Here is a 13,828-nt window from a genome sequence, read left to right on the forward strand (position 1 = left end):
TTGCGGCCTTTCGGGGCAAATTCCCTTGACCTTTGGCGGTCGCTTCTGTTGAAGCGGCCCGAACCCACAGGCCGGGTCACGACGAAGGGGCAGCGCCGGAATGGAAGACAACAACCGCAACCTCATTCTGGCGATGGTGCTTTCTGCCATCGTCATGCTTGTCTGGTCGATCTTCTTCGCCCCCGAACCGCCACCGCCCGCACCCGAGGCCCAGCAGGCGGCGCAGACGACCGAGGCCGGCGCGCCGGCAACGCCCGGCACCGCCGGGCAGGCGACGACCGCCCCGGCGCTGGACGCTGCGGCGGCTGCCAATGCCGATCCTTCGGCCAATGCGGCGCGGGTCAAGATCGAATCGCCCTCGCTCGCAGGGTCGATCTCGCTGGCGGGCGGCCGGATCGACGATCTGGAGCTGACCGGCTATCACGACACGCTGGACCCGAAATCGCCCTATGTCCGGCTGCTGTCACCGACCGCGCAAAGCGAACTGCGGGCCGTCGGCAGCGCCGTCGCGCCGGGCGGAGACCTGCAACAGGTCGTGCAAAAACCCTATTACGCGGTCTATGGCTGGATGCCCGCCGCTGGTACCGATCCGGCGCTGGTGCCCGGCCCGGCCACGATCTGGCAGGTCGAATCCGGCACCACGCTGGCCCCCGGCCAGCCGGTCACGCTGCGCTGGGACAATGGCGCCGGCCAGATTTTCCGCCGCATCTATGAGCTGGACGACAAGTTCCTGTTCACCGTGACCCAGACGCTGGAAAACACCGGCGCCGCGCCCTTCTCGGCCGCGCCCTATGGCATCCTTGCGCGTCACGGCAAGCCCGATACCCAGAACTTCTTCGTCCTGCACGAGGGCGTTGTCGGCATGACCGACGGCACCCTGCTGGAGGAAAAGTACAAGGATCTGCCCGACCTGTCCCCGCTGGCGGGCGAAGGCCCGGCCGAGCTGATCAATGTGCAGGAAAACGGCTGGATCGGCTTTACCGACAAATACTGGATGACGACGCTGGCGCCCGCGCCCGGCCAGTCCTTCACCGCCGTGGTGAAATACGCCCCCGGCGCCGATATCTACCAGACCGAGACCCGGATGCCGGCGCAGACCGTTGCCCCCGGCGCGACCGCGACCTCGTCGAGCTATCTTTTCGCCGGCGCCAAGGTCTGGGAAACCATCAACGGCTATCAGGAAGCGCCCGGCATCGACCGTTTCGTCGATTCGATCGACTGGGGCTGGTTCTATTTCCTGACCAAGCCGATCTTCCGCCTGCTGCACTGGCTGCATGGCATGATCGGCAATATGGGCTGGTCGATCATCGCGCTGACCTTCGTTCTCAAGCTGCTGGTCTTCCCGCTGGCGCGCAAATCCTATGTCTCGATGGCGCGCATGAAGGAACTCCAGCCCGAGATGGAGGCGATCAAGGAGCGCACCGGCGACGACCGGATGAAATACCAGAAAGAGGTGATGGAGCTTTACAAGCGCGAAAAGGTGAACCCCGCCGCGGGCTGTTTGCCGGTGCTGTTGCAGATCCCGATCTTCTTCTCGCTCTACAAGGTGATCTTCGTCACCATCGAGCTGCGCCACGCCCCCTGGGTCGGCTGGATCCGCGACCTTTCGGCGCCGGACCCGTCCAGCCTGTGGAACCTCTTTGGCATCCTGCCCTGGGCCGGGCCGGGGCAGGGGACTTTCCTGCACAGCTTCTCGCTGCCGATTCTGGCGATCATCCTGGGCATCTCGATGTGGATGCAGCAAAAGCTGAACCCGGCCCCCGCCGATCCGGCGCAGAAGATGATCTTTGCCTGGATGCCGTGGATCTTCATGCTGATGCTGGGCGGTTTTGCCTCGGGGCTGGTGCTCTACTGGATCACCAACAACGTCATCACCATCGCGCAGCAATACGCGATCATGTCGATGCACGGGCACCGGCCGGACCTGTTCGGCAATATCAAGTCGAGCCTGCCGGCGCGTGCCAAGTCGGATGAAAAGAAGGGCAAGAGCGGAAAATGACCGCTTGCGTCGCCCGGATCAGGCGCCACCCGATCAAGGCGATCGGGGGCGAGGACCTTGGTCGCGTCCGTCTGGACGCGGCGCGGCGTCTGCCGGGTGACCGCCAATGGGCCTTGCTGACCGAGGGCGGTGAACGCCATGCCGGCGACGGCCCGCGCCCCGAGCGCTGGCTGCCGAAATCCTGCTTTCTGCGCGGCGCGGCCTCGGCTGCGCTGCAGGCCGTTCAGGGTGGCTGGGGCGAGGGGGTCGTGGACGGCCCGATCCGCCTGACCCATCCCGACCTGCCCGACCTGAGTTTTGATCCGGCCCATGAGGGCGCGCGGCTGATCGACTGGGTCCGCCCGCTCTGGCCCGCCGACAAGCCGGCGCCGACGCGGCTGGTGCAGGGGCCGACCGGCTGGACCGATGTGGCGCAGCCCTGGATTTCGATCCTGTCGCTTTCCAGTCTGCGCGATCTTGAGGCCCGCTTGGGCCAGCCCCTGGGCATTGAGCGCTGGCGCGGCAATATCTGGCTGGATGGCTGGGACGCTTATGGCGAGCGCGATCTGGTTGGTCAGGTCCTGACTATCGGCGGAGTCGAGCTGCGCGTCACCCAGACCATTGGCCGCTGCCCGGCGACCAGTGCCGATACCACGACCGGGCGGATCGATATCGACATGCCCGAGGCGCTCAAGGCCCAGCTCGGGCATAGTGAATTCGGCATCTATGCCGAGGTGGTCACCGGCGGCGAGATCGCCCCGGGCGATGAGGTGCATGCATGAAGGTCGCTTTTCCCGTCGCCCCCGAGCCTGAACCCGAGGTGGCCGAGGCCGCGCGCCAGCTTTTCGCCGGGCCGGTCGATTTCGTGAAGGGCGTCGTGGCCATGGACGGCCTGCCCCCCGCCGACCGCCCCGAGGTCTGCTTTGCCGGGCGCAGCAATGTCGGCAAATCCAGCCTGATCAATGCGATCACCGGGCGAAAGTCGCTGGCGCGGGCCTCGAACACGCCGGGCCGCACGCAGGAAATCAACTATTTCACCCTGGGCGAGCAGGCCTATCTGGTCGATCTGCCGGGTTACGGCTTTGCCAAGGCGCCGGTCGCGGTGGTGGCCAAGTGGCAGGCTCTGCTGAAGAATTATCTGTCGGGGCGTCCGACCCTGCGCCGAGCCTTTGCGCTGATCGATTCGCGCCACGGCGTCAAGGATGTGGACCATGAGATCATGCGCCTGCTGGACCGCGCGGCGGTGCCGTTTCAGGTCGTCCTGACCAAGGGCGACAAGATCGGTTCGCAAGCGATGGAGGCGACCGTCGCGCAGGTGCAGGAGGCGCTGCAAAAGCATCCCGCTGCCTATCCCGAGTTGGTCATCACCAGTTCGGACAAGGGGCAGGGCATTGCGACCCTGCGCGCCATCATTGCCGGTCTGGACTGATCCCCTCCTGCGCCCTAGGGTCGGTTCCGACGAAACCGGGATCTCCTGATGAGAAAGCAAGACATGAACCGTGACTGGACCGCGACCGCCCGCACGCTCTCGGAGGCGCTGCCCTATATGCAGCGTTATTCGGGCGCGGTCGTGGTGGTGAAATTCGGCGGCAATGCCATGGGTGACGACGCGGCCATGGCCGAGTTCGCCCGCGACATCGTGCTGATGAAACAGGTCGGCATCCATCCGGTCGTGGTCCATGGCGGCGGCCCGATGATCAACGACCTGCTGGGCAAGCTGGGCATCGAAAGCCGTTTCGTGCGCGGCAAGCGCGTCACCACCCGCGAGACCGTCGAGGTGGTCGAGATGGTGCTGTCGGGCCTTGTGAACAAGCGCATCGTGCAGGCGATCAACGATGCCGGCGGGCGCGCGGTCGGGATCTCGGGCAAGGATGACGACCTGATGGTCTGCGAGGCCGACGACCCGGAGCTGGGCTTTGTCGGCCGCCCGGTCGAGATGAACGTCCAGATCATCCGCGATCTTTACAATGCCGGATTGATCCCGGTCATCGCCCCCGTCGCCACCGGGATGGAGGATAACGAGACCTTCAACGTCAATGGCGACACCGCCGCGGGCGCCATTGCCGGGGCGCTCAGGGCCGACCGGCTGCTTTTGCTGACCGATGTGTCGGGGGTCAAGGATGCCTCGGGCGAGGTGCTGACGGCGCTGAAGCCGCAGCAGGTGCGCGACATGATCGTTGCCGGAACCATCGCCGGCGGCATGATTCCCAAGACCGAAACCGCGCTCAAGGCGCTTGAGGAAGGCGTGCGCGCTGTCACCATCCTGGACGGTCGGGTTCCCAATGCCGTGCTGTTGGAACTGTTCACCGAGCATGGCGCCGGCAGCCAGATCCGCGCGACCAAGCCCAGCATCAAACCGCGGGGCTTGCGGCAGGGCGACAGCGAGCTTTGACAACCCGCAAGAGAGTGCTTGCCGGGGCAATGAAAGCTGTGGCAGGTTCGGCGGGCGGTGCAAAATTAACATGGTCAAAAAGGCAATTCGATGACCCCTCTGGGACACTGCCGGCTAATCCTGACACGACATGCGAAATCGTCCTGGGACGACCCGACTCAGGCGGATCATGACCGTCCGCTGAACGAGCGTGGCCGCCGTTCGGCCCGCGAGTTGGGCGACTGGCTGGCCAGCCGGGGCTATGAGCCTGAAGAGGTCCTGTGCTCGACCGCGCTGCGCACCCGCGAGACCTGGGAACGCGCCGCCGCCGCGCCGCTTGAGGTGCGCCCGCTGGTGCGTTTTGAGCCGGGGCTTTATCACGCCTCGCCCGAAAAGATGCTGCAGATGCTGCGCACGGCCTCGGCACCGACGGTGATGCTGCTGGGGCATAACCCGGGCATTGCCGAATTTGCCGCCATGCTGCCGGCGCGGGTGCCGCTGGACCCGGATTTCCGCCGCTATCCCACCGCCGCGACGCTGGTCGTGGATTTCCAGATCGACAACTGGTCCGAGCTGCACCCGGGCGAGGGCAGCGTGCTGGATTTCGTCCGCATCGATGGCCGGGGGTAAGGGCCGGGATTGCCGGCCCAAGGGCTCTAGACCCGCATTTCCGTGATCATGCGGGCGGCGAACAGCCGCTCGACATCCTCGGCGCGGCACAGTTCGGTCGCGGGCGTCTGCACGGTGGCCGAGGCCGCTGCCGCCGCCAGCCCCAGCGCATCGGCGACCGGCCAGCCCCGGGCATAGCCCAGCGTGAAGCCAGCCAGAAAGCTGTCGCCTGCGCCGACCTTGCTGACGATGGGCACGCGCGCGGCCTCGGCATGCCAGATGCCCTCATCTGTCGCGATGATATTGCCGTCGCGGCCCCGCGCCACGATCACCCCCCGCGCTGCGCCCGAGGCGACCAGGCTGGCGGCAAAACCGGCGGTGTCGGCGCGATAGGGCAGCGAACGCCCCGCCAGTCCCTCGGCCTCTTCGTCGTCCATGCGCAGGATCTCGACCCGGCGGTCGCGGGCGGTGGCGACGGTGGCCAGCGCCTCGCCAGAGGTATCGACGATCAGCCTTGCGCCATGGCCCTGCAGGCTTTCGGCCAGCATGGCGGCGAAGCTTGCCGGCACGCCGGGCGGGTTCGATCCCGACAGCACCACCAGCCCGCCCTTGGTGGCCGAGCGTGTCGCCAGTTCCAGCGCGCGGGCCACATCCGCATCCGACCATTCCGGCCCCGGCATGACGAAACGGAACTGCTGGCGCGCGGCGCGGTCGTCGGCGGTCAGGGATTGCCGCGTCTCGCCGGGTGCGGGCAGGGTCAGAAGCCTGATCCCCGCCGCCTCAAGCATCCCGGCCATGCGCTGGCCGGTGCTGCCGCCAAGCGCGACCAGCGCGGTGCTGTCGCCGCCCATGTTGCGGATGGCGCGGCTGACATTGATGCCGCCGCCGCCGGGATCGAAAGTGGGCGCCTCGCAGCGCAGCTTGACGTCCGGCACCACCCGCGCCGCCGAGGTCGAGATATCCAGCGCTGGGTTCAGCGTGATGGTCAGGATCGGGGCCTGATCCATCATTCCCACCATTTGTCGATGGTGGCGATGTCCTCGTCCGACCAGCCGAAATGATGGGCGAATTCGTGGATGACCACATGCGCGACCAGCGCCCCCAGCGTCACGTCGCCGCGCGCGGCCCATTCGTCCAGGATGGCGCGGCGAAACAGCCAGACCGTATCGGGGAAATGCTGCGGATCGCTGGACGATTTTTCCGTCATCGGCACGCCGTCATAAAGCCCGGTCAGCTCAAGCGGGTCGTCGATATCCAGCTCGTCCAGGAACTCGTCGCTGGCGAGTTCCTCGATGCGCAGCACCACCTGCGCGGCGGGGCCGGCGAATTCCGGGGGCAGGCCGGCGATGGCCTTGCGGGCCAGTTCCTCGATCACGCCGGTATCGGGGGCCGGGGCTTCTTTCCAGTCAACCATTTGCTTACCTCGTCTTTGGTCCCGATATGGACAAAAACCGGCGTTTGTGAAAGAGCGAAGCCGACAGGAGAACCTCCATGACCATCACCCGCTTCGCCCCTTCGCCCACCGGCCATATCCATGTCGGGAACCTGCGCACCGCGCTGATGAACTACCTGATCGCCCGCAAGTCGGGCGGCACTTTCATCCTGCGCCTTGACGACACGGATCGCGAGCGCTCCAAGCAGGAATATGCCGATGGCATCCAGCGCGATCTGGACTGGCTGGGCCTGCATTGGGACCGGATCGAGCGCCAGTCGGACCGTCTGGACCGCTATGCCGAGGCCGCCGAGGGGCTGCGCCAGTCCGGCCGCCTTTACGAGGTCTTCGAGACCCCGACCGAGCTGGACCTGAAGCGCAAGAAGCAGCTCAACATGGGCAAGCCGCCGGTCTATGACCGCGCTGGACTGAATCTCTCGGCCGAGGATGTCGCGAAACTGCGTGCCGAGGGCCGTGAGGGCTATTGGCGTTTCCTGCTGGATCAGGAGCGGATCGAATGGCCGGACGGGATTCTGGGCGATATCTCGATCGACGCGGCTTCGGTTTCCGACCCGGTGCTGATCCGCGCCGACGGGCAGGTGCTTTACACATTCGCAAGCTCGGTCGATGACGCGGATATGGGCGTTACCCATATCGTGCGCGGCGCCGACCATGTGACCAATACCGCGACCCAGATCCAGATCATCCGCGCGCTGGGGGCCAACCCGCCTGCATTCGCGCATCACAGCCTGCTGACCGGCGCGCATGGCGAGGAACTGTCCAAGCGTCTTGGCGTCCTGGCGATCAAGGACCTGCGCGAAGCCGGCGTCGCGCCCGAGGCGCTGCTGTCGCTGATGGCGCGGCTGGGTTCCTCGCAGCCGGTCGAACTGCGCATGGATCTGGACACGCTGGCCGATGGGTTCGAACTGTCGCAGTTCGGCGCCTCGCCGACGAAATTCGACGCCGAGGACCTGTGGCCGCTGACCCGCGAGGCCAATCAGGCCCGCCCCTTCGAGGTGGTGCGGGACCGCATCGCGGCGCTTGGCGTGCCGGCGGGACTGGCGGAACGCTTCTGGCGCGTGGCCTCGCAGAACATCACCAAGCTGGACGATCTGGGCGGCTGGTGGGAGATATTCTCACAGGGTGCCGAGCCGCAGATCGACCCCGAGGATGCCGAATTCATCACTGAAGCGATGAAGCTGCTGCCGCCGCCGCCCTATACCGATACCAGCTGGGCCGAGTTCACCACCGCGGTAAAGGATGCCACCGGCCGCAAGGGCAAGGGCCTGTTCATGCCGCTGCGCAAGGCCCTGACGGGTCAGGCGCATGGGCCGGACATGTCGGACGTGATGCCGCTTTTGCAGGTCGTGCGCGCGCGCGGCTAAGCCCGCGCCCCAGGTCCCAAGGTTTGCAACGGCCCCCGCAGCATCGCGGGGGCCGTTCGCGTTTCGGCGGATGACTCCGCGTCCCGGCCCGGCGGCATTGCCGTGCGGGCAGGCCCATGCTTTGGTCGGGTCAGGCCGGGATGGATGATGGCTGGCAATTGCCAAACAGGCCGTATGGGCAGACACTCGAATGGCGATATCGCGGGAATTCGGCGGATCACCTCGAGGGAGTTACCCATGGCACAGGATACCGACGTCATCGTCCAGCCCGGATCGGTCCAGAGCGACCCATCAGTTCATATCGAGGTCAGCAAGAACGGCCCCTACATCGTCAGGGGCGCGCCTGCGCTGCATGTTCAGGTCATCGTGGCCAACGAGGCCGGAAATTCCTGGGCCTATCAGCAGGGACAGGAATTTGCCGTCAAGGACGGAACCGCGCTGTGCCGCTGTGGCCATTCGAAGAAGAAGCCCTATTGCGATGGCTCGCATCTGCGTGCCGGCGTCGATCTGACCGAAACCGCGACCTTCCAGCCGATGCTTGAGGGCGCCGAGGAAATCGACGGCCCCAATTACAGCCTGACCGACAACGAGGCCTATTGCGCCTTTGCGCGCTTTTGCGACAACGGCAACCGGATCTGGAACGAGGTCCAGATGCCGGGGGAACAGCATGAAAAGCTGGCGGCCTACATGGCCCATCAATGCCCGTCCGGCCGCCTGCTGATCTGGGACCGCGCGACGCGGATGCCGGTCGAGGCACCGCTGCCGGTCTCATTGTCGCTTCTGGAGGATCCGGCCGAGTCGGTCAGCGGCCCGCTGGTCCTGCGTGGCGGCATCCGGGTGCAAAGCGCCAGCGGCGCAAGCTACGAGATTCGCAATCGCCAGACGCTGTGCCGCTGCGGTGCCTCGTCAAACAAGCCCTTTTGCGATGGCAGCCACGCCTCGATCGGGTTCCGCGACGGGTTGTAAGGGGCGCGGCTGACCATCGCGATGGACCGAAGGCCGGGCATGGATTAACTTTCAACCTGGGATATCCAGTTCGGGCAGGGCAGCACCATGTCGGTCATCCGGTTTTCCACGCGCGATATCGACGAAAGCCTGCGCAAGGAAATGGTCGATGCGCTGTATAACGATCATGTTCGCACCTCGGTCGATTTTCAGGCGGGCGGCCCGGCCGAGGTCGATATCCGGCTGCGAACCGTGGCGGGTGTTCATCTGGCCTCTGCCAACACCACGCCCGTGACGCTTGTCACGCCCGCCGACGAGGACGGCCTGCTCTATCTCAGCTTTGCCGGCGGCAATGGCGTGCATGATGCCCGCCGCGAGGACCTGATCTTTCGGTCTGGCGATGTCAACGTGATGCGGCGGGACCGCGGGACCGTCACCACCCTTGCCGAGCGCTGCTCATGCCTGAGCATCGCAATGCCGCATTCGGCGATCCTTGACCGCATTGCCTCGCCCGACAGCCTTTTCCAGACCAGAACCCTTCGCGATCCCGCAAGCCATCTGCTGTTCAGCTATGCCGTGTCGCTTCTGCACAGCGAGGCGGTGATCTCCGACGCCGAGCAGGCGGTTTATGCCGGGCATCTGATGGATCTGGCGGTCCTGATGCTGGGGGCGAAAGGTGACAGCGACGAGCAGGCGCGCCGCAATGGCGGGCGCGCGGGTCGGCGGCGCGCGCTTAAGGCAGATATCGCCGCGCATCTCTCTGACCCCTGCCTGACGCTTGGCTGGCTGGCGAAAAGACATGGCGTCAGCGTGTCGTATATACGTGCATTGTTCTATGAAGAGGGGACCAGTTTCACCGATCATGTGACCGCTGCCCGGCTTGACCATGTCCATGGCCTGCTGCGCGATCCCCGCTACAGGCATCATACCATCGCCACCATCGCCCTGATGGCCGGGTTTGGTGATATTTCATGGTTCAATCAGGTTTTCCGGCGGCGCTTTCTGGCGACGCCCTCGGAGATCCGCGACAGTTTCGCCGCCGAGTGATACCGGTCGTGCGCCCGGCGGCTCGCGCAGGTTCGGCGCGCTGCGGGCACCCGCGACTATCCCAAAACCCTGATAAATTCCCCAAGCCAGAGTGATTGGCGTGGTGTAGGCTTGTTTCCCATAAGTCCGTGTATTTGAGGGTATCATGGCGCGCGATGCGAACGGAAACAACGATGGCACCAATGGCTCTGACGTTCTTTGGGGCAGGGCGCTGGTGCTGTCCAATGGTTCATACGACAATTATTCTGATATTGATTCCCTAAATGTGTATAACGCCTTGCGGGGTTTTGGCGGCAACGACTTAATTTATTGCGACCTCTATTATGATGGCAGTGACGCGACCGAAGGCGATGTGGCCTATGGTGGCGATGGCGATGACTATATCTACGGCGACTGCGGAACCGACGAACCGGGATGGCAGACAAGCACGAACGGCGCCTCGGACGTGCTGTACGGGGATGCCGGGAATGATCACCTTTATGGCCAGTATGGCGGCGACGGCCTTTTTGGCGGCACCGGTCACGACATTCTGGTTGGTGGGCTCGGCGCGGACAACCTGCATGGTGGCGATGGCCACGACATTCTTTGGGCGGGTGTAGAGGGCGATACGACGCTTGACACCCTTGGCAACACGCTGTTCGGCGATGCGGGGCAGGATACGCTACATGGCAGCAGCGGCATTGATGTGATGGATGGCGGTGACGACTCTGATCGTCTGTTCTGCTGGGGTGGTGACGACAATGTCGATGGCGGCAACGGTTCGGACATAATCTATGGCGGCGACGGCAATGATTATCTTGACGGTGGCGGCTATTATGCGACGGCGGAAGGCGACCTGGGCGATATAGTCGATGGCGGCAACGGCAACGATTCGCTCTTTGGCTATTCGGGCAACGACCGGCTTGTGGGCGGGGCCGGCAACGATACGCTGAGCGGTGGCATCGGCAATGATATCTACAATGGCGGCGAAGGCGCTGACGTCTTTCGCTGTTCGAGCGGCGGCAACGACTACTATGTTTTCGGTGCCGGTGACCGGTTCGAATGGGAATATACAGATGACGGTATCGACCAGATCCAATCCGCGATCTCGTATTCGCTTGGCCAGTATCATGAAAACCTGACGCTGTCCGGTACGGCGGTCACGGGGAATGGTAATGGCCTTGCCAATATGATCGCCGGCAACGTCGGCAATAACATCCTGCGCGGGCTGGGGGGTGATGATGTACTCTATGGCGGCGGCGGTGAAGACCAGCTGAACGGTGGCACCGGCAGTGATCGGCTTCAGGGCGGCTCGAACAACGACATCCTCGTCGGAGACCTTGGTGCCGACCGCCTCAATGGTGAAATCGGAAACGACCGGCTTGACGGAGGCGCGGGCTTCGATGTCCTGACGGGCGGGCTTGGTCGGGATACCTTCGTCTTTCGAAATGCGCCGGTCTCAGCCAATCGCGACATTGTCAGTGATTTCAACCGGGTGGATGACAGCATCGCCCTGGAAAACGGCGTATTCACGGCGCTTGGTGCGGCTGGCGCCCTTGGCGCCGCGCTGTTCAAGACCGTCGGCACGGGCAACGCCACCGTCGATGCCAGCGACAGGGTGATCTATGATGCCAGAACTGGTGCGCTGTATTATGATTCCGATGGCTCCGGCGCTACGGCACGGCAGCAGATCGCCCTGCTGGATCCTGGTCTTGGCCTGACAGTCGCGGACTTTTTCGTCATCTGAGAGGTGGCAGCCGAGCGCAAAGAGCAATGCGGTTCTCGGCGCTGCTTCCTCGCAACCAGAATGCGGGCAACGATCATTCCAGGTCGTTGTTCCGCCAAGTGATCCTGCGGGCCATATCCCGCGTGGCGTCCGCTGCGCACCATCCACACGGCTCTGAGCAGAGCACCTGCCGGTCTCAGCGGCGGTTGATCTGCTCCGCCGCCGGCGACCGGTTGTGACTGAGCAGCAGATCCGCGCTGGCCCTATCGAGGCCCTGTCCCCGAGCCGATCCCGACGGCGTAGGTTGGCCGATGCCGCGTGATCTTCTGCTTGGCCACCTCGACGTAACCATACTGATGATCCCGTTCGGCGATGGCACGCCCGAATATCATGATCGGTGACAGGCATGCAAAGTGCCGCCCATGCCATGGTCGCAACCTGCGTCCGCAACAGCACCGCGTTTCTGCATCCTGTGACATTCGATGCGCCCCTAGGCCGGATCGACATTCAGGATGTCCCACGGTGACTTTGGTTGGTTCATAGGGCACCGTGTTTGGATCACCGAGTTCAGGATAGCGCCGAAGCGCTACGAGCTGAGCGACGCCCAATAGGTACGGATCGCGCTGAATTTGCTCGGACAGATCGGTGATCCCAACTGATCCGGAAGCAACAACCGCCTGCTCGTAAGCTGTTGTCTTTGGGTCCTGCGCTCGGGCGCGCATTGGTGTGACCTGCCGGAGCGCTATGGGAAGCGGCAATTCATCCATCGCTGGGTCGGCCGCTGGTGCCATGTCCGGGCCTGGCAGCGGGTGTTCGAGGCGCCATCCGAGGACTGCGACAACCGGTATCTGATGATCGGCAGCATCGTTGTCCGGATGCACCAGCAGGCGACGGCCGGAAAAGGGCGGCGGAATCAGGCGCTGAGGCGTTCCCGAGGTGGACTGACCACCGAGATCCACATGCTGGCTGATGCGCTCGGGCGACCGCTGCGGTTTCTGGTTGCACCCGGCCAAGCGGGTGACATCACTGCCGTGCCTGCCCTACTCGGGTGCCAGCAGGGCAGGCCGTGCTAGGGGGTGTCTTCATTTAGGAGAGCCAAGCCATTGCGCAGGCGATGGAGACGAAGGCTCCGAAGGCGGCGAGGGTTTTCTCGACGCGCAGGGCGACCCGACGGAAGCGTTTGATGCGGTTGAAGAAACACTCGACAAGATGGCGCTTCTAATAGAGCTCCCAGTCGATCGGGCGGCGCCTTGCGCGGCTCCTGTTGCGCTTGATATGCGCCTCTGCCTGCAACGTCTCGGCAATGAAACCGCGCAGCGCTTCGGTGTCATAGCCGGAAACGGCGATGACATGGCCGACACCCACGAGCCCCGCGATCAGCCCTTCGGCCTGTGGGCTGTCGGCCCATTGCCCGGGGGTGAGTTCGAAGCGGATCGGCAGGCCGAGCGCATCGACAGCGGCATGGATCTTCGTCGTCAACCCGCTGCGGGACCGACCGATTGCACGAGCTTCAAGCCCCCCTTTTGCGAGGTTGCGTCCGCATGCACCTTGCAGATCGTCGCGTCCACCAAAACGTATTCGAAGTCGAGATCTGTCGCCAAGGATTTGAAAAGATTGTACAACACGCCCATCAGGGTCCAGCGCCGGAACCGACAATGCACCGTCCGCCAGTTGCCGAGTTCAGCCGGCAGGTCTCGCCAGGGCGAGGCCGTGCGCGCCAACCACAGCACCGCATCCACAAACAGCCGGTTGTCGGCCCCGCTGCAGCCGCGATCCCCCTTTTTGCCGGGAAGAAGCGGCTCAATCCGCGTCCACTGCGCGTCCGTCAGGCTTCGTCCGCTCAAGATCGCCGCCGTTTTCGATCTTGAATCAGAACTCACACGAATTGGGAATCCGCTAAATGAAGACGCCCTCTAGCGGACAAAGCCTATGACAGCAACGCGCTGCGCGATCGGATCGTGGCGATGGCCGCAACAGTCGTCATCCCGTCAAACCGATCGCGAAAGGCCGTTATCCCCGACGATCCGCTGCTCTATCGCCACAGAAGCCACATCGAACGCTGCTTTGGTCGTCTCAAGCACTTCCGGCGCTTCGCCACTCGCCATGACCGGCGAAAAATCCAATTCACGGGCTTCATCCATCTCGCCGCCCACATGATCTGGCTGACAGGAGTGTCGATCCAGCCTAGCGGGATAGGGATCGCGCTGCCCGGGGGCGTTCACATCGCCGTTCACGAGCAAACCGTCTCAACCGCCGCAGCCTGTTGATTGCCACTGAGATTTGACCCGGCAACAGCGGAAATTGTCATTGAGAATTGACCCATGTGCAACCTTGCCCCGGCTTGAACCAGCTGGGG

At 64.2% G+C, this 13,828-nt stretch carries 13 protein-coding genes and 1 pseudogene; 11 read left to right on the top strand and 3 right to left on the bottom strand.

What is annotated here, in order from left to right; translation table 11 throughout:
• The first annotated feature begins 100 nt into the window (after positions 1 to 100).
• The 5 genes from yidC to DFP89_RS13390 all read left to right on the top strand — a co-directional run bounded on the left by yidC (position 101) and on the right by DFP89_RS13390 (position 4,979).
• The gene (gene yidC, locus DFP89_RS13370; RefSeq protein WP_114349890.1) at positions 101 to 1,999 is read left to right on the top strand and encodes a membrane protein insertase YidC; all 1,899 of its coding nucleotides are present in this window, start codon (positions 101 to 103) and stop codon (positions 1,997 to 1,999) included.
• Positions 1,996 to 2,760, top strand: a complete 765-nt coding sequence (locus DFP89_RS13375; protein WP_114349891.1) for an MOSC domain-containing protein — start codon at positions 1,996 to 1,998, stop codon at positions 2,758 to 2,760. Before yidC ends, DFP89_RS13375 begins: the two co-directional genes overlap by 4 nt.
• The gene (yihA, locus tag DFP89_RS13380; RefSeq protein WP_114349892.1) at positions 2,757 to 3,407 is read left to right on the top strand and encodes a ribosome biogenesis GTP-binding protein YihA/YsxC; all 651 of its coding nucleotides are present in this window, start codon (positions 2,757 to 2,759) and stop codon (positions 3,405 to 3,407) included. The genes DFP89_RS13375 and yihA overlap by 4 nt, the downstream gene beginning before the upstream one ends.
• A gap of 63 nt (positions 3,408 to 3,470) precedes the next feature.
• On the top strand, positions 3,471 to 4,370 hold the full coding sequence (gene argB, locus DFP89_RS13385) for an acetylglutamate kinase (protein WP_114349893.1): 900 nt from the start codon (positions 3,471 to 3,473) through the stop codon (positions 4,368 to 4,370).
• A 90-nt stretch (positions 4,371 to 4,460) separates the two neighbouring features.
• Positions 4,461 to 4,979 (top strand): SixA phosphatase family protein, encoded by a 519-nt coding sequence (locus tag DFP89_RS13390; protein ID WP_114349894.1) that lies wholly within the window; start codon positions 4,461 to 4,463, stop codon positions 4,977 to 4,979.
• Between the two features lie 26 nt (positions 4,980 to 5,005).
• On the opposite strand, the gene DFP89_RS13395 is transcribed toward DFP89_RS13390, so the two are convergent.
• The gene (locus DFP89_RS13395) at positions 5,006 to 5,965 is read right to left on the bottom strand and encodes a 1-phosphofructokinase family hexose kinase (protein ID WP_114349895.1); all 960 of its coding nucleotides are present in this window, start codon (positions 5,963 to 5,965) and stop codon (positions 5,006 to 5,008) included.
• Positions 5,965 to 6,372 carry a metallopeptidase family protein gene (locus tag DFP89_RS13400; RefSeq protein WP_114349896.1) on the bottom strand — a complete coding sequence of 136 codons (408 nt, stop codon included), beginning with the start codon at positions 6,370 to 6,372 and terminating at the stop codon, positions 5,965 to 5,967. The genes DFP89_RS13395 and DFP89_RS13400 overlap by 1 nt, the downstream gene beginning before the upstream one ends.
• A gap of 77 nt (positions 6,373 to 6,449) precedes the next feature.
• On the opposite strand from DFP89_RS13400, the gene gltX reads away from it, so the two are divergent.
• The 5 genes from gltX (at position 6,450) to DFP89_RS21170 (ending at position 12,545) form a co-directional block, all read left to right on the top strand.
• Positions 6,450 to 7,775, top strand: a complete 1,326-nt coding sequence (gene gltX, locus DFP89_RS13405) for a glutamate--tRNA ligase (protein WP_114349897.1) — start codon at positions 6,450 to 6,452, stop codon at positions 7,773 to 7,775.
• A 237-nt stretch (positions 7,776 to 8,012) separates the two neighbouring features.
• Complete coding sequence (locus tag DFP89_RS13410) at positions 8,013 to 8,741, top strand: CDGSH iron-sulfur domain-containing protein (protein ID WP_114349898.1); 729 nt, start codon at positions 8,013 to 8,015, stop codon at positions 8,739 to 8,741.
• Positions 8,742 to 8,828: 87 nt separating this feature from the next.
• Positions 8,829 to 9,767 (top strand): helix-turn-helix transcriptional regulator, encoded by a 939-nt coding sequence (locus DFP89_RS13415; RefSeq protein WP_114349899.1) that lies wholly within the window; start codon positions 8,829 to 8,831, stop codon positions 9,765 to 9,767.
• 145 nt (positions 9,768 to 9,912) lie between these two features.
• A complete protein-coding gene (locus DFP89_RS13420) occupies positions 9,913 to 11,493 on the top strand; it encodes a calcium-binding protein (RefSeq protein ID WP_114349900.1) in 1,581 nt (526 codons plus the stop codon).
• A gap of 656 nt (positions 11,494 to 12,149) precedes the next feature.
• Positions 12,150 to 12,545 carry an IS5 family transposase gene (locus tag DFP89_RS21170; protein ID WP_114349901.1) on the top strand — a complete coding sequence of 132 codons (396 nt, stop codon included), beginning with the start codon at positions 12,150 to 12,152 and terminating at the stop codon, positions 12,543 to 12,545.
• A 13-nt stretch (positions 12,546 to 12,558) separates the two neighbouring features.
• Here the strand turns inward: DFP89_RS21170 and DFP89_RS13430 are convergent.
• Positions 12,559 to 13,316 (bottom strand): annotated as a pseudogene (locus tag DFP89_RS13430) (IS5 family transposase).
• Between the two features lie 120 nt (positions 13,317 to 13,436).
• Here DFP89_RS13430 and DFP89_RS21175 point away from each other — a divergent pair.
• Positions 13,437 to 13,739 carry a hypothetical protein gene (locus tag DFP89_RS21175; RefSeq protein ID WP_425452666.1) on the top strand — a complete coding sequence of 101 codons (303 nt, stop codon included), beginning with the start codon at positions 13,437 to 13,439 and terminating at the stop codon, positions 13,737 to 13,739.
• The last annotated feature ends 89 nt before the right edge of the window (positions 13,740 to 13,828 follow it).

The organism is Paracoccus lutimaris (assembly GCF_003337565.1).
Taxonomy (GTDB): domain Bacteria; phylum Pseudomonadota; class Alphaproteobacteria; order Rhodobacterales; family Rhodobacteraceae; genus Paracoccus; species Paracoccus lutimaris.